Consider the following 15,035-nt stretch of genomic DNA (forward strand, 5'->3'; position numbering starts at 1 on the left):
AAAAATTAAACGGCTTAAGCCCTCTAGAATACAGGGTTCAAGCCGCTTAAAGTATTTTTATTATTTCCGCTGTCTACTTGACAGGGAGCAGTTCACACTGAAAAATGCTTCAGTGAATTGTGGTTTTTTAATTTGTAGCTTCTGATTTATCTTCTTTATCTTCTTCTGGCTGTGATTGTACTTCTTCTTCAGCGGCAGCTTCTTCCGTTGCTGCTAAAGCCGCTTCTTCTGCTGCTTGTTTCGCTGCTTCGATTGCTGCTTTTTTAGCCGCTTCTTCTATAGGTTTGTTAATAATATCTAGGCACCATAAAAATTCTTCCCAGGCCATGTTAAAGCCCTTATAAAATTCCTCTGAGTCGTCCCATTTTACTAAGTACGTAAGGCCTTCTTCAGTTTTTACTAAAAATAATAATAAATCGGCTCCTGCACGATCGCTTACTAATTTAATTTTGCCTGTTTCATCAAAGCGCTCATCAATATTGTCCTTTTCTGTAAACGCACGACTTTGAGCAATTTCAAATAATGTATTACTATGAATACGATATTTATTCTTTTGCATCTTTTTCCCAACTTCCATCAAAAATTAAGTACTTTATATATATTACAACGTTTCCCGAAATTTATCGCCACTTTTTTCGTAATGAGCACTTATCTTTATTTTATCATAAAAAGGGATGCTTAAACTACAAATAAATACTATTTAATAGAACGTGCATTCGCAAATTGTGCGTTTTTTTTCATATTTAACTAGATTCAGTCGGGGTTCAACACCCGACTGAATTAGGGAACAAAGGCTAAACCCGTCACGTCCTGTGACAACGCCTTTGTAATCAACATCATGTTGATCCAAGCCCCGGCGGATGTCACAGATTTTTAAAGGAGCTTTTCGAGCTCGCTCTAAAAAAATCTGGACGCAATTACACCAAGGTGTAATTGCTAAGACAAAAATCCCGTAAAGTTTAGTCCTAACTTTACGGGACGTCGGAATTTCATTACAAATGTTTGTCGTTGTTTCTTGCTAATTAGTAATACATACCGGATTGTCGTTTATCCGCAATTTCATAAGCCAATTGAATAATTGAAACCGCAAGATCCGCATACGTAACTTCATGTGTTGGATTGAATTTGGATTGCTCTAATTTTTGTAGCCCCATCGCTTGTGATAATGCTACATAGCCTTTATATTGCTCAGAAACTTTTTCTTTATCCGCATAAGTTACATTATATATCCCACTATGTTTTGCAGCTTGTTCAAGCCCTAATGTACGAATGAACCAGACAGCTAGCTCTTCACGTGTCATCTTCTCATCAGGATTAAATGTTTCTTTTCCAGGTTTTAAAATCCCCATTGATGATGCATTTTCAACGATTTGGTAAAGTGGGTGCTTTGAATCAATATTGTCAAATGACATTGGCTTTTCAGTCGTTTGATTATAAGTTTCATAATAAAAATACGTTAATGATTTCGTAATTGCCGTTAATGCTTGACCTTTTGTAATGGCTGTATCGGCATTAAATTGATTTGGATCCTTTACTTCAATTGCACCTGCTTGGATTAAATAATTTAATTCCTTTTCCGCACTTGGATGAGTAATGGAAATATCGTTCTCTGCTTGAATTAAACTATTTACAAACTGTCCTGTTTTTGCATCAATATAATAGTATTCTTGCCCTTTTACGGTTGGCATATACACTAATTTATACGACTCATCCGTATTAGGATTGCCACTTATTGTATAAACTAACTTGGCAGATAACGCCTCTTTAAATGTTGCTGTAGCTTGATTTTTATCTACGGCTGTTGTAGGCTCTGGCCATTCCTTAATTTGATTCGCTACGCGGTAGTACGATTTTAATTGACCATCATTTCCAATAGATACGAATAAGCTATCCCCATTCACAATGAGCCCATTTTTAATTTTAGGGAAATTGATTTGATGAGTCCCCCCCTCTTCATCATAAGTAGGTTCGTCAATTGGTTTTGAATACTCATGTAATGAAGATGGTGCTAATTGTTTAACAGCCTCTGTAGCAAGCATGACCACCTGCTCCTTTGGTAATCTTGGTAATTTTTCTTTGTCATCCTGTGAAGAAGGATTCATGTAATCATAAAAATCAGAGTAATTCAATAATTCGCCTGTATTTTTATTAATTTCTATTGACGAGCCATACGATGAATTGCCTTTCGTGTAAGAATACGAAATCATAATAATGGCATGACCATTCGTCTCCATCTCATAAGCCGAGTCAATATTAAATTTCATACCATCCGGAACATTATTAGCCAACTTTTTAGCAACTTCTTTCGCTTGCTCTAAAGTAATCGGAGTCGCTGGTTTTAAAGGTCCGTTTGCTAACTTCTCCAATTTAGACTGTGTCGGTATGCTTTCAGATAACCCCGACATTGTATACCATTTATTCGAAGTCGCATGAAGACCAATCATCGTTGTAACCGGTTGATACGCTAATTTTGCATATGACTCTCCCGTATTTCGGTCATAATCAATTAAATATTGCAGCTCTAATTGAATATTTTCTTTCAATTTATTGGCTGCTTCAGCTGAAGTAATTAAGTTCGTTTGATCTTCAAATGCTAAACGCTTTGTCCCATTTATTGATTGATAAAAATTCGTAATTTGACCATCCCCTAAAACGCCGACACTCATCGTATTATCATAAATAGGAATACCATTTTCAGTACGAACAAATGAGTAATTATACGTAATTGGATCTGTTAAAACACGGCTCGAATAGTAGCTTGGTTCATTACTTACAAAAATATAGTCATTTCCTTTAACAACTTTTTTCATAAAGTTTTCTGCAATTTTTTGCGCTTCATCACTCGTCACTTTCCCTGGGAACAAGGCATCCTTCATATTGCTCGGTGTGAAATAATAGTTTTCCATTTCTAATTGATCGCCCGCAAAGGTAACACTGCCACTTTCGGATTTATTATTTACCGTTTTATTGAATATTAATTCATAGCGCGTCACATCATCTCCTATATAATGATGGCTCATACTATTCATTTGGAAATCACTATCTTTATACGAACTAAATTTTTCTGGAAGCACCTCTTTTAATCTTTTAATTAATTGCTCTTTCGAAACATCATTTTCATTCAATGCGACTAAAATCGGAATTCGTTCCTCCTGTTGTTGCACGATTGTTGAAGCCTCTGATATAGTAGGCGCTAATAATCCAAATGCTAAAATCGACGAGCCTACTGCTACTGACCATTTTTTCATATTAATTAATCCTCCATTTCATTCCTATTATTATAAGACGAGTTTCACTAAGTAAGAGTTTCAAATATTTAGTAAAAATGTAAAAATAAGAACTTCTACCTACTATTAGTTACTCGACATAATTGCGTCCAGATTTTTTCTGGCTTACTCAGATGCTATTAGATTAAGTTCCTCCTATTCATCCCTGCCGAAGCAAGTCAATGCACGCAGTATCATTGTATTCATAAACTCCTCGTGGTAGAATTTTTTTTAGAGGTGAAATAATTGAGCATTATAACAGCAGGATTATTAATATCTTTTTCAGGGATTGTCGTTGTTTGTTTAGGGCTATTTGACGTTCTTCCAGATGCAGGTAAAACTTTAAACTATGTTTTTATTGGTCTTGGTTGGGTGTTTATCCTTATTGGAATTGTCGTTCGAATTATTGGCATGAAGCTTGAAAAAAAACATACGCGGTAATGTCCTTATTACTATCCTAAAATAAAAAACAGGTGAATTTGGCAATTGTCCAATCCACCTGTTTTTAGTTTGACGAGTTTTATCGCGCTACCATTATAATTTATGGTGTGTTGCATCTTCGTTTATCGATTGAAATTCAGCCATTCGTGCGGTTGCTCGCCAATAATGATATACGAGGCGGTCAATCCACAATAATGCCTCCACTTTTGAAACGGCTAAATCCAATTGCGTTTCGTTGGCTACAGAACGTTCAAAGTATTGATTGCGTTTATTTCGACGCTCTTGTGCCATTTCTTGAGACGTTTGCTCTAATATTAATGAAATATCGAGCAGCTTTTCATCCTGTGAAATTTTATCCTCAATCGTTGTTAAAATTCGCTGCCACTCTTGCATCATTTTTTCTTGTAAATAAATCGCTTCGACTTTTTGCTGTTCTCGTAACACTTTAATTAAACGCGTTAAGTGATCTAACGTATGTAAAATCGAAATGAGCTTTAATCTTTCGCGTTTAGACGTCACGAGAATGCCATCTAAAAACGTCCGCGTAATCGCTATCGCTTCTTCTACTTCTAGCATTTTCTTTTCGTATTCAATCGTCACTTTCTTCATCGTAATTAACTGTTGTAGAGCTTTCGTTAATTCGACTATGATTTCTCGTAACGTTTTAAAGGAGACATCAATCGCGACAGAAGGCATCGCCACTAAACTATCATCTAAATTGCGTGTCAGTGCATTTTCACGTTCTGGTACAATTTTCATTAATAAGTTAGCAAATGGTTGCATCAACGGAATGAAAATAATTGCCCCTACTAAACTAAATAATGTATGGAAAATCGCTAGTCCTAATGTTTGTTCAAATTCCCCTGCAATTAAAATTGTAAACCATTTCGTTGCCTGTAAAAAATACGGGAAAATAAACGTGACAATAACAGCCGTAATAATATTGAATAATAAATGCGTCATGGCTGTCCGTTTTGCTGAAACCGAAGCCCCAATCGCCGCAAATAACGCTGTTGCGGTTGTCCCAATATTTTGTCCAATAACTAAATACGCCGCCTGCTCAAAATCAATGGCACCCGCAAATAACGCTGCCAAAGTTGCCGCCATTGCCGCACTAGAAGCCTGCATAATGACCGTCATCACAATTCCAATAACAATTAATAAAAATAAGGAAATAAAAGAATCAGCTGGAATAGCATCAAATGAAATCAAATCTTGTGCCGCGCCCATCCCTTGCTGCAGCATATCAATCCCTAAAAATAATAGTCCAAACCCTGCGAGTACTCCCCCAAATTTCTTCACATCATTCGGTGCGATTAATGACATAAATACACCAACACCGATAATTGGCAGTGCCATCGTTTGCAAGCTAATTTTAAAGCCGATCAATGAAATAATCCAACCTGTACTTGTACTCCCGATATTGGCCCCAATAATAACACCTATGGATTGCATAAATGTGAGTAAACCCGCACTTACAAAACCAATTGTTAAAAGCGTTGTCGCCGTTGAGGATTGGACAAGCATTGTCATGACTGCCCCTGAAATAACGGCACTAATACGCCCTTTTGTAAATGTATTCAGCCAGCGCTTTAATGCGTCTCCAGCAATTTCCTTTAAGCCATTGGTCAACATGGTCATTCCTAATAAAAAGAGACCAATTCCTCCAAAAATCGTAAGCATCCTATCACCACCATATTTTAATGATTCTTAAATAGTAATCATATCACTATCGAATAGTAATTTTAACAATATTTATAAAATTGGGGATATTCTTTAATTTAGACACAATTTAAGTTATAATGGGAAAAATAAGGAGCCGTAAAGGAGTCGATTAAATGTTCACAGCAATCATAATCGTAGGGATTGTCATGACTGTACCAATCACAGCAATCGTTACCGACCATCAACGAAGACTTGCTAAAATTAAAGCCAATATGATAAAAGATGAGATTGAACTTGAAAAAATAAGACAAAAAAACTTCATTATTGAAACTGAGAAGATGAAGATTGAGTTAGATCAGATGAGACTCGATTTTTCAACAGAAACGAATGATGTAGTGAGACTGAAGAAATTACAGTGATTTTACATAATTAAAAATACAACAAAAGGACTTGCGTTTATGACGATTCATCATAAATGCAAGTCCTTTTCACAAGCTATCATTCATCTATAAAACACAAAAACCCGCCCTGCCTCACAATACTATAAGGTGATTAAGCTTTTTCATGCTAATTTAATACGGAAGTCATTTCACGAATTGATTGAACAATAACATCAGGTCTATCCATGTGTATGGAATGACTGGATCCTTGTGCAATTATCAATTTACCTTTTGAAGTAAGATTAACCTGGTTCCTAACAAGTTCTTGCCACTTTTCTTCAAATAACCTTAGTTCCCACTCTGGTAACCCCTCCATAAGCCCTAACCTAATACAATGCTCTAGATCTCGGCTAAGCACAATTAAAGGGATATCGGGGTATTCTACCAAATTTTTTATAATCTCTCCGTCCCTCTTCCAATTGCTAATTTCTTTGTACATCGCTTTGTATAAAGAAGGATTTATTTGAAAATCTAATAAAAGTTGTTGAATATCATAGGGAAGTCGCTTTTGTTTTTCTGATAAAGCAGGGGTAATAACTTCTTTTAATTCTTCCTTTTCCATTCGAGAATAGGCATGACATTTTTTCATCCAAAATTCATCGGTTGCCCCATCATTTAAAGCGGGTAAATCCAAATCATCTAAAACCTTTAAATCAACGGAAGTCGAATCTACTAATACGATTCCAGCAACCTTTTTAGGGTGAGCTTTCACAAAATGCTGTACACAAAGCCCACCATAAGAATGACCAACTAATAGGATAGGTTCACATAATTTAAGTAAATGAATCATCTCATTTACTTCGTTAACAACTGCTTGTGTATTACGATTTTCATTGTGAATTTCACTTTCACCAAGCCCTGGTCTATGAAACATAATTACTCGATTTGATTTACTTAATGTCTCGGTCACTTCATACCATTCATCAAATGAACACCCCATCCCTGTTAGAGTTATTATTGGTATCCCACTTCCACCTTGTTGAAGTACCTCAATCTTGTTTTGATTTATCATTAAAAAATGGCGCATTTAAATACCCCCTTGTGTAAAGATCAATTAATACTAGGTGCACAAAGTAATACAGCATAAACTCGCTGCCGCTATTTACAAAAAACATCAATAAGCGCTTTCCCCTCATTGATGTTTTAGTGATATACTATTTAATTATTTTTAAGGTTGATAAAAGATAGTTAGTTAATTGATTGTCCAACATTTAAAATTGCGGCATAGTCGGGGTCTTTTTTTGCTCCGATTTCAAATAAATAACTAACTCCTGGCGATACACACCATCGACTAAATAATGATCTAATGTATGGCAATCATATTGAAACGTGCCAAAAGGAAAAGACACACTCTCCCCTTTCACAGCCTCCAATAATCCCGCTACATCATTTGACACCATTTCTAATACTTCTTCTGCTGTTTCCGTAACGACAAAAACGACATTCATTTAATTTCACTCCTATACCCCAATAAATAAAGTTGCTTGTGCAATCGCAATATAAAAGGCAGCGTTTTGAATGGGCGCCTGTTCAGACAGTTCTAAAGTAATACGAAATACATTTTGTTGCTCATCATAAACTGCTAACCATCTTGCAACAACTTGTTCGTCTACTAAGAAATTTGACCACGTTTCCATTTCTTTATCAATTTTCATTTTGAAATTTGGTGTAGAAATAAATAATTCCGGCACACCAATTCGCCAATTTTCATAATTGATAATGTACTTTTCACCTGTCACATGGTCCTTCCCTTCGAACCACACTTTCCCTCGACGGAATATCTTCTTCACTTCAAATAAACAGGACTCATCCAAATTTAATACTTCATATTTCAAAAAATACCGATGATCAAAATAACCATCTAGTAATTTTTTTAACCGATTACTATAAACGCGATGTAGTGACAAAACCGGTTGTCCTTCTTCATTCCATATCGCTTGTGGTGCGGTTGAAGTAATATCCGCTAATGCTTCATAAGTATATTTTTGCATGGATAACCCCTTCTAAATTTCGCTTTTTATGCGGTTCTCAAACGAATAAAGTAAATATTATAACGTACAAACACGTACACCACAACACATGAAGCGATGGCGATTTCGATTCCTGCAAGCCAATTAAATGAAGGAATATCCATAGCATTTGCCGTTGTTACTAAAGCCGTGGCACTAATAACGAGCGGAAATGTAAATGCTGCAAAACTCGGGTAAAAAGGAAGTTGCAATAATTTCGGCAACTGAACGAGTACAACGATATACATTGCCTGGGAAATGATGAGTAAAATAAAGACAAGCCAATTCTCATATGTATCAAATAAATTTAAATAGCCTGCCAAACAAATAGAGCCCGGTGCAGCTAAAAGCGTTAACAATGGTTTGGCTGGCTCCCCTAGTTCATGCTTCAACAAACGTACAAGAATCATTGGAAGCAAGATCATATAATTGATCAACACAATCCAAAAAATCCAATGCGCGAACTGTGGAATTTGAGTACCTGCTGTATTCGGAATAATGCCGAGTCCAACAAAAATAATAAACCAGCTTGGATAAACGTCTTGCAAAGTTAATGTTTTCTTCCAAATAAAGCGATAACCGAAATAACCAACAATCATTAATTGCATCACGACCGCTACATACCAAATGGTTGATGCCATTGGTGCTAACAATGAATAACTTTCCATAATGTTAGCAAAAACCATTGTTCCCATTGGGATTGTCGGCGAGATGGAGGCAATAATTGGATTTTGCATGTCTTTTACAACGGATGGAAAAGCAAATAGAATCTTTGCGAATAATAATATAAATAACGGAAGCCCACATAGAAAAAATAGTGCGCTCATAATGGTCATGTCCATTATGCTATAAAGTTTCGACAATGACACAAGAGCAAGCATAAGCCCGCCTGTGGCGATTGGTAATTTAGATAGAAATGCCATTTTTCAATAAACCTCCTGTAACGTTTCAAAACAACTATATCATATTCAGAAAACGATTTATTCATTTATTTTGATGTTACTCTCTCGTTTCATAGAAAAATAAAGTTCGATTTCTCGTTGCCAAGAAAACGAACTTTACTTTTTAATTAAAACGAACAACCCTCCTGACCACAAGTAAAGTCATTGCCGATTACTTCTAACCTTTTGTTTGCCACTTGCTGTGCTTGCAATAACGTTTTTGTGAAAATTTCGATGGGCTCGACACCCTTAATGCCATATTGATCTTCAAAAACGAAAAAAGGGACGCTCGTTATTTGAAGTTGTTGCGCATCATAACGGTCATTTGCTAGTTGTTCTGAAAATTGATTCGAATGTAAAACTTCAATCGCTTGCTTTCTTGGAATATTTACTTCATCACAAACGGCCAATAATTGCGCTTCATCATTTAAATTAATCCCTTTTGTAAAATACGTTTCCATCATCGTATCTACAAATTGCGCTTCCTTGCCAAGCGTTTTAGCTAATTTACTAAGGCGATGCGCATTTTCCGTATTAGCTAGTTGAATCGCATCAAAATTAAATGTTAGTCCCACCTCGTCAGCATGGGTCTGAATAGACTCTGTTAATTGCTTTATTTTTTCTTTGGATTGTCCTTTATGAATTAAATCATCATAAAAAGGGCGGGCTTCTAACTTGGAAGCTCCCGGATCTAGTTGATAAGCTTTATATTCAATTTCTACTTCATCTTCTAAATTTAATTGCTGGATTGCTTGCTGTAATCTTGTTTTTGCAATATAACAAAATGGACAAGCAAAATCCGAGAATAATTCAATTTTCATCATTTTGTCCCCTCTCATATACCCTATAACGTATATTTTACATCGAATTGATTTGAAAACAAACTAAAAAGGTATTTTGACACGTCGCCAAAATACCTCTCCGATAGATTTATTCTAATTATACAGACTGAATCGTTGCGAAAAACTCTTGATAAAGTCCTTTTAAAATCTGGTTTTCAAATTCAGATCGCACACCGAATACTAAGCTTACTTCCGATGAACCTTGATTAATCATTTCGATATTAGCTCCAGTTGATGAAATAGCCGACGCTGCACGTGCTGCAAGACCCGTATTATGACGCATTCCTTCGCCCACAATAACAATCATCGATAAATCATGGCTAAAATGAACATCATCCGCGCATAGCTCATTTTTTACGCGCTGTATAATACGCGCTTCTTTTTCCGCACATAATTGGTCAGAACGAATAATAACTGAAATATCATCTAATCCTGATGGCGTATGTTCATACGAAATATTTTCTTCTTCAATAATTTGTAGCAACTTGCGACCAAAGCCAACTTCACGGTTCATTAAATATTTAGACACGTATAAAATTGCAAATCCACCATCTGCTGAGATTCCCGTTACTGGATGATTTGATAGTTGACGAGTCGGTAAAATAAGCGTTCCTGGTGCGCTCGGATTGTTTGTATTTTTAATATTAACTGGAATTCCTTGCTTATATACTGGCATTAACGCTTCATCATGGAACACGGAGAAACCAGCATAAGAAAGTTCACGCATTTCACGGTACGTAATTTCTTTTATATCAACAGGATCATTGACAATTTTAGGGTTCGCTGCAAATACACAGTCAACATCTGTAAAGTTTTCATAAAGATCCGCGCCTACTGCTGATGCTAAAATGGAGCCTGTAATATCAGAGCCTCCGCGGTCAAACGTACGCAAAACTCCTTCTTTTGTATAACCAAAGAAGCCTGGGAAAATAATAATTTCTTTTTCATTTTTTAATTCGCTTAAATTCACATACGCTTCACGTAACGCATATGTGCGCTCTGGACGATCATTCACAATGAGTCTATCTTTTGGACTCACATATTTTGCAGGCATGCCAATAGCAGTAAAGTAGCTAGCAATAAGTTTGGCATTATTGTCCTCGCCACTTGCTTTAATGTTATCAATAAATAATTCCGTATTAGAACGATCCGCTGCCACACGCTCACGTAAATCTTCGGTAATGATTCCTGTCATTGTTAAATCAAGACCAAGATCATCTGTAATCGCTTGATAACGTGCTACCACTGCTTGAATTTTTTCTTCGACATTTCCATTAGCTAACGCCGTATCCGCTAATTCAATTAATAGATCCGTTACTTTAATATCATCACCTGAACGCTTTCCTGGTGCAGAAACCGCAACAATCTTTCTTTCAGGATTGGATTTCACAATATTTGCTACTTTTTTGATTTGTTCTGCACTCGCAACTGAAGTCCCGCCAAATTTACATACAATCATCTCATCATATCCTTACTTTCAAATTAATATTTGTACTTACCGAAAAAACATTTGATTTTACCCAGTGTACAAATTCTCACTAATTACGTCAAGACTATTCTGTGAACTCAATATTCAACCTACTCCAAATATGAATACTTTTCGAATTTGTCAGTCTATTATATGTAATTACATAGGGAATGTCTAAATATTTATGAAAATAAGCGGCATTTTGCGTAAACTTAGCAAGACAGGACCTAAACGACATAATCTATACCCGTTTCCTTAAGATTCTATTTCATATTTGAAAATTTAATCATTTAAACTTAAAAAAACATGCCCTTTTTTGAGCATGTTTCATACAATTTGAATGTTGTCGATTTCGGTATCATAAAGTGGAGAGGCTTCGAGTCATTCTACCTATCCTTATATAGTTCCATGGGTAATGATCGGGTGAAGATTTCCACCTATCGCAAATGACACTCTACCTGTTTCTTCAGATACGACAAGGACAAGAGCATCACTTTGTTCAGATAAACCTAAAGCCGCGCGATGTCGTGTACCCAATTTTTTCTCACCTATATATCGGTCTGATAACGGGAGTACATTTGCCGCAGAAACAATTTGATTTTGACAGACTAGCACAGCCCCATCATGAAGTGGATTCCCTGGAAAGAAAATGGATTCTAACAAAGAGTGGGTTAATTCTGCACCAATTGGAATACCTGGTTTCATCAAAGAATGAAGAGAATCCTCCCGCTGAATGACAATTAAACCTCCATGCTTCAACTTGGACATATTTTGTACGCAAGCTGACAATTCCGAGTACTTATCTGTAAATGGAGACAAGTAACAATTCAAATAAAAGGTAGCGGCTTTCATTTCAATCGATAAAAAGTCTTCTTTAATCTTCTCGAAATTCCCGAGTAAACAATAATTTTCATTCCCCATTGCTGCTACATTATTTTGTAGTGCAGTTATAACATGGTGAATATCTTCTTTTATCGTCTGCTCCATCGGCGAAAAATCACAACCCCCATTATCCACGAAGACACATCTCCCTTTTTAATTCACTTACATTATTTAATGTGCCTAAAGTTTGTCCATATAGGAATTATTTATTCCAATTCAATTGTTAAAAAATCGACAATCGCTATCGCTTCCCTATGGTCTGGTTGATTGACAAGTAGTATCTGCGATTCTTCCAACCATTTCGGATTTTGGCTTATTTCTTTAATTGCTGTTTCAACCCCTAGCTTTTCATGCGGCTTCCAATTCGTCACAAAGCGATTTTCCCACTCTTCCTCAGACACATTCATATAGTTCGCAATTTCTATTAAAGTATAAAAATGAGTTAGCGTTTTACTATGTGTTTTTGCATGTTTTGTATAGCGCATTAACACTTGTCCTGCAAATTCATAGTCGTCCATTTGGCTATTGTATGCTTCATATACTAATGCAAAAATAAGCTTACTGACACCTTCGAATGTCGTGCCTGTAATCGTATCTTCATGCAATTCAATATCCAATTGACCTTTTTCTGCACAAAGTAGCGGTGCATGATTGCCCCCTACAACACCCTCCACTCCATGCGTTAAAAACCATAGGCGAATTTCTTCACGCTCAGGTTCTAAAAAATTCATCGCCGCAAGTTTGCCCCAGTCTGATGTGTGTTGCGCAATTCCCCAAACATCATCATTGATATTGCGGCAACCATTTGTCAGCGCGAATAACGCTACACCAGTGAATTCTTCATGCAAAGCAATACTTTTTAGGCGTTCCTTTACATTTTCGCAATTCGTCATACCGAGTACAAGTAACGCAAATTTCACGACTTCTCGATGTGCCGCATGTTCAAGTAACCAAATCGCTTCTTTTTGAATAAGGGCTTCATCCTCCTCCACTTCGAGAAACAGCGCTACAAATTCATGGAAATAGCTGATGACTTTTTCATCCTGAATTTTTTCATACGTTGCTTTACGTGTTGCATCTGATGGATTGTCAACTTGCTGTAAAAATAGTTTGATTAACTTTTTGGTATACGTCGGCAATACAGACTCATTCACAAGCTGATCCGAAAAACCATGAGCAAATTTCATTTGACCTTCATCATACAAATAAACATCATCTGGTAATTCTTTATTGGCTAGCTTTTCATGCTCGTGAAATTGTTGCTCAAGAAACGGAACGAGCCTCTCTTTATTTTTCCAAGGGAGCATTTCAAGCGACATGCTATCTGTTAGCAATTTTTGACCGTCTACCTTCACCGTAATATGAAATTTTATAAAGCCGCCTATTTTCACATGAACTTTATGCTTTTTACCACTTTTTCCAATAAAGGTTCCACTTAATTTTGAATAAGGGAAAATATGAGACCAAATCGATTTACGAACATTTTGTGCAAGTATTTCGCCATCCACCTTTAATGTTTCTTCCAGCATTTTGTTCATTATCTCAATTGTATGTCCTTCAAAATGAAGCACCCACTGTTTTTCAACTTCCTTGGCTACATCATTCGTTGTGTTGCGCATTTCTCGTTTAAAATCTTCTTTAAAGCCCATGTTGTTGCTCCTCTCGTGCTGCATCTGTTATTTATCATAACAAGCTTTTTTAATCCTGTGTGAAATACTGGTAAAAAAACAAAATAACTGGATAAGTCACCCTTTTAAGAAACAACATGTATAGTTCTAAGCCAAAAACTGTAATAGAGAGCAAAAATCAAATAAACAAGCTAGGTACTTACTACTTAGCTTGTTTATTTGACTGATTATTAGATAGTATTCTTAAGTTATCTTGATTAAAAAGACACCGGCAATCATAATAATTAAACCAAATACTTGTATTGGTTTAATTTGATTTTTTAAAGAATGAAACAATCCGAATTTCTCTACTAACAGGCTACCGGTAATTTGACCGAATAAAGCAAGAATTACCGTTTGTCCGTTTCCGATTTGATTAACGAGAAACACATTTATTAGAACATAAGCTCCCCCTAATATACCGCCAATCCATACCCACCAAGGAGCTGAGTACTTAAAAGGCTCTTTAATACTCATGTAAGAACGATCCATTATCCCCACAATCACAATTAAAGTAATAGTACCTACAAAGAACGAAACAAGGGCAGCATGTGAAGTAGAATGAAGAACTTTTCCTAATTGACCATTGATCGCAATTTGTATAGCCATTAACATTCCTGCCATTACGCCTACTACACGCCAAATCCATTGATTTAACATGTTTTCCTTATTTATTTTAGAAGGTTGCTGTACATTTTTTGTTTCTTTTAAAGCTACAGCTAGAAAAACACCTAGTAAGACTAGTACAATACCGAGGAATCTGTTCCATCCGAAAGAATAGTGTATGGAGTTAAACCAACCGAAATTATCTATTAACATACTCATCAAAGTCATTCCTAAAATTGGCATAATCGCCGTTTGCACACTTCCTAATTTAGGAAACAAAAGTATGTTGATTGTTACCGCAATTGCACCACAAATTCCCCCAAGCCATATAAAAAACGGTTGACTCAAAAATACGTCTAATGGAATACGTAATGGCGCCCCACTCATGACTAGTGTAACTGTTAAGAAAATTAGCCCTACCGCGAATGAGATCATGGAAGCTAAAAAAGGGGAAATCACGAATCTTCTTAATTGAGCATTAATGGCTGTTTGCATAGCAAGAATGACGCCGATACTTACCCCTAGAAGTATCGCAAACATAAAATTTCACCCCAAACTTTATTAACTATAAGTTTACTTTAAGAAGGCACTATACTCTTTTCCATTTAAAGTTCAAAACCACATATCCATTAATTCCTGTCGTCTTATATAAGGTTCTTTCGATATTTTCTTCATGTGTCCTCCTAACTGTACTATTCACTACGACTGAAATTTATTCAATCGCACTGAACTCAATTTAGTTTAGTATCGTAGAAAAAAGTGCATCATAAAATTTTACATATGAATTGCATTTTAGTTGTTCCTGTTC

Annotated in this window: 14 protein-coding genes; 2 read left to right on the plus strand and 12 right to left on the minus strand. The window is 36.1% G+C overall.

Annotation, left to right across the window (positions count from 1 at the left end; all coding sequences use genetic code 11):
- Positions 1 to 127 precede the first annotated feature (127 nt).
- Both ACQKIH_RS09440 and ACQKIH_RS09445 read right to left on the minus strand, forming a co-directional pair.
- Positions 128 to 559 carry a homoserine dehydrogenase gene (locus ACQKIH_RS09440; RefSeq protein ID WP_427765394.1) on the minus strand — a complete coding sequence of 144 codons (432 nt, stop codon included), beginning with the start codon at positions 557 to 559 and terminating at the stop codon, positions 128 to 130.
- A gap of 463 nt (positions 560 to 1,022) precedes the next feature.
- On the minus strand, positions 1,023 to 3,248 hold the full coding sequence (locus ACQKIH_RS09445) for a YcdB/YcdC domain-containing protein (RefSeq protein WP_427765397.1): 2,226 nt from the start codon (positions 3,246 to 3,248) through the stop codon (positions 1,023 to 1,025).
- A gap of 264 nt (positions 3,249 to 3,512) precedes the next feature.
- Here ACQKIH_RS09445 and ACQKIH_RS09450 point away from each other — a divergent pair, with 264 nt between their 5' ends.
- Positions 3,513 to 3,707 carry a hypothetical protein gene (locus tag ACQKIH_RS09450; RefSeq protein ID WP_427765399.1) on the plus strand — a complete coding sequence of 65 codons (195 nt, stop codon included), beginning with the start codon at positions 3,513 to 3,515 and terminating at the stop codon, positions 3,705 to 3,707.
- A 93-nt stretch (positions 3,708 to 3,800) separates the two neighbouring features.
- On the opposite strand, the gene ACQKIH_RS09455 is transcribed toward ACQKIH_RS09450, so the two are convergent.
- Positions 3,801 to 5,390: a Na/Pi cotransporter family protein gene (locus ACQKIH_RS09455; RefSeq protein WP_427765402.1), complete on the minus strand. Its 1,590-nt coding sequence runs from the start codon at positions 5,388 to 5,390 to the stop codon at positions 3,801 to 3,803.
- A gap of 155 nt (positions 5,391 to 5,545) precedes the next feature.
- Between ACQKIH_RS09455 and ACQKIH_RS09460 the strand changes: the two genes are divergently transcribed.
- Positions 5,546 to 5,791 carry a hypothetical protein gene (locus ACQKIH_RS09460; protein WP_057982591.1) on the plus strand — a complete coding sequence of 82 codons (246 nt, stop codon included), beginning with the start codon at positions 5,546 to 5,548 and terminating at the stop codon, positions 5,789 to 5,791.
- Between the two features lie 148 nt (positions 5,792 to 5,939).
- On the opposite strand, the gene ACQKIH_RS09465 is transcribed toward ACQKIH_RS09460, so the two are convergent.
- The 9 genes from ACQKIH_RS09465 to ACQKIH_RS09505 all read right to left on the minus strand — a co-directional run bounded on the left by ACQKIH_RS09465 (position 5,940) and on the right by ACQKIH_RS09505 (position 14,767).
- Complete coding sequence (locus tag ACQKIH_RS09465; RefSeq protein WP_427765404.1) at positions 5,940 to 6,839, minus strand: alpha/beta fold hydrolase; 900 nt, start codon at positions 6,837 to 6,839, stop codon at positions 5,940 to 5,942.
- Positions 6,840 to 7,023: 184 nt separating this feature from the next.
- On the minus strand, positions 7,024 to 7,260 hold the full coding sequence (locus tag ACQKIH_RS09470; protein WP_057982589.1) for a hypothetical protein: 237 nt from the start codon (positions 7,258 to 7,260) through the stop codon (positions 7,024 to 7,026).
- Positions 7,261 to 7,272: 12 nt separating this feature from the next.
- Positions 7,273 to 7,803 carry a tubby C-terminal domain-like protein gene (locus ACQKIH_RS09475; RefSeq protein WP_427765408.1) on the minus strand — a complete coding sequence of 177 codons (531 nt, stop codon included), beginning with the start codon at positions 7,801 to 7,803 and terminating at the stop codon, positions 7,273 to 7,275.
- A 26-nt stretch (positions 7,804 to 7,829) separates the two neighbouring features.
- Entirely contained in the window at positions 7,830 to 8,744 is a 915-nt protein-coding gene (locus ACQKIH_RS09480; RefSeq protein ID WP_427765411.1) for a TDT family transporter, read from the minus strand.
- Positions 8,745 to 8,890: 146 nt separating this feature from the next.
- The gene (locus ACQKIH_RS09485) at positions 8,891 to 9,583 is read right to left on the minus strand and encodes a DsbA family oxidoreductase (protein ID WP_427765414.1); all 693 of its coding nucleotides are present in this window, start codon (positions 9,581 to 9,583) and stop codon (positions 8,891 to 8,893) included.
- A gap of 118 nt (positions 9,584 to 9,701) precedes the next feature.
- A complete protein-coding gene (locus ACQKIH_RS09490; protein ID WP_427765416.1) occupies positions 9,702 to 11,063 on the minus strand; it encodes an aspartate kinase in 1,362 nt (453 codons plus the stop codon).
- A gap of 405 nt (positions 11,064 to 11,468) precedes the next feature.
- Positions 11,469 to 12,089: a sporulation-specific diadenylate cyclase CdaS gene (gene cdaS / locus ACQKIH_RS09495; RefSeq protein ID WP_427765419.1), complete on the minus strand. Its 621-nt coding sequence runs from the start codon at positions 12,087 to 12,089 to the stop codon at positions 11,469 to 11,471.
- A 71-nt stretch (positions 12,090 to 12,160) separates the two neighbouring features.
- On the minus strand, positions 12,161 to 13,603 hold the full coding sequence (locus ACQKIH_RS09500) for a hypothetical protein (RefSeq protein ID WP_427765421.1): 1,443 nt from the start codon (positions 13,601 to 13,603) through the stop codon (positions 12,161 to 12,163).
- A 222-nt stretch (positions 13,604 to 13,825) separates the two neighbouring features.
- Positions 13,826 to 14,767 carry a DMT family transporter gene (locus tag ACQKIH_RS09505; protein ID WP_057982578.1) on the minus strand — a complete coding sequence of 314 codons (942 nt, stop codon included), beginning with the start codon at positions 14,765 to 14,767 and terminating at the stop codon, positions 13,826 to 13,828.
- Between the last annotated feature and the right edge of the window lie 268 nt (positions 14,768 to 15,035).

This window comes from Solibacillus cecembensis (assembly GCF_050272495.1).
Taxonomy (GTDB): domain Bacteria; phylum Bacillota; class Bacilli; order Bacillales_A; family Planococcaceae; genus Solibacillus; species Solibacillus cecembensis.

Coding starts and splice junctions, on each gene's coding strand:
- ACQKIH_RS09455 (WP_427765402.1), bottom strand. CDS start 5,390: ATGCTTACGATTTTTGGAGGAATTGGTCTCTTTTTATTAGGAATGACC.
- ACQKIH_RS09475 (WP_427765408.1), bottom strand. CDS start 7,803: ATGCAAAAATATACTTATGAAGCATTAGCGGATATTACTTCAACCGCA.
- ACQKIH_RS09490 (WP_427765416.1), bottom strand. CDS start 11,063: ATGATTGTATGTAAATTTGGCGGGACTTCAGTTGCGAGTGCAGAACAA.
- ACQKIH_RS09485 (WP_427765414.1), bottom strand. CDS start 9,583: ATGAAAATTGAATTATTCTCGGATTTTGCTTGTCCATTTTGTTATATT.
- ACQKIH_RS09440 (WP_427765394.1), bottom strand. CDS start 559: ATGCAAAAGAATAAATATCGTATTCATAGTAATACATTATTTGAAATT.
- ACQKIH_RS09500 (WP_427765421.1), bottom strand. CDS start 13,603: ATGGGCTTTAAAGAAGATTTTAAACGAGAAATGCGCAACACAACGAAT.
- ACQKIH_RS09470 (WP_057982589.1), bottom strand. CDS start 7,260: ATGAATGTCGTTTTTGTCGTTACGGAAACAGCAGAAGAAGTATTAGAA.
- ACQKIH_RS09445 (WP_427765397.1), bottom strand. CDS start 3,248: ATGAAAAAATGGTCAGTAGCAGTAGGCTCGTCGATTTTAGCATTTGGA.
- ACQKIH_RS09505 (WP_057982578.1), bottom strand. CDS start 14,767: ATGTTTGCGATACTTCTAGGGGTAAGTATCGGCGTCATTCTTGCTATG.
- ACQKIH_RS09480 (WP_427765411.1), bottom strand. CDS start 8,744: ATGGCATTTCTATCTAAATTACCAATCGCCACAGGCGGGCTTATGCTT.
- ACQKIH_RS09465 (WP_427765404.1), bottom strand. CDS start 6,839: ATGCGCCATTTTTTAATGATAAATCAAAACAAGATTGAGGTACTTCAA.
- ACQKIH_RS09460 (WP_057982591.1), top strand. CDS start 5,546: ATGTTCACAGCAATCATAATCGTAGGGATTGTCATGACTGTACCAATC.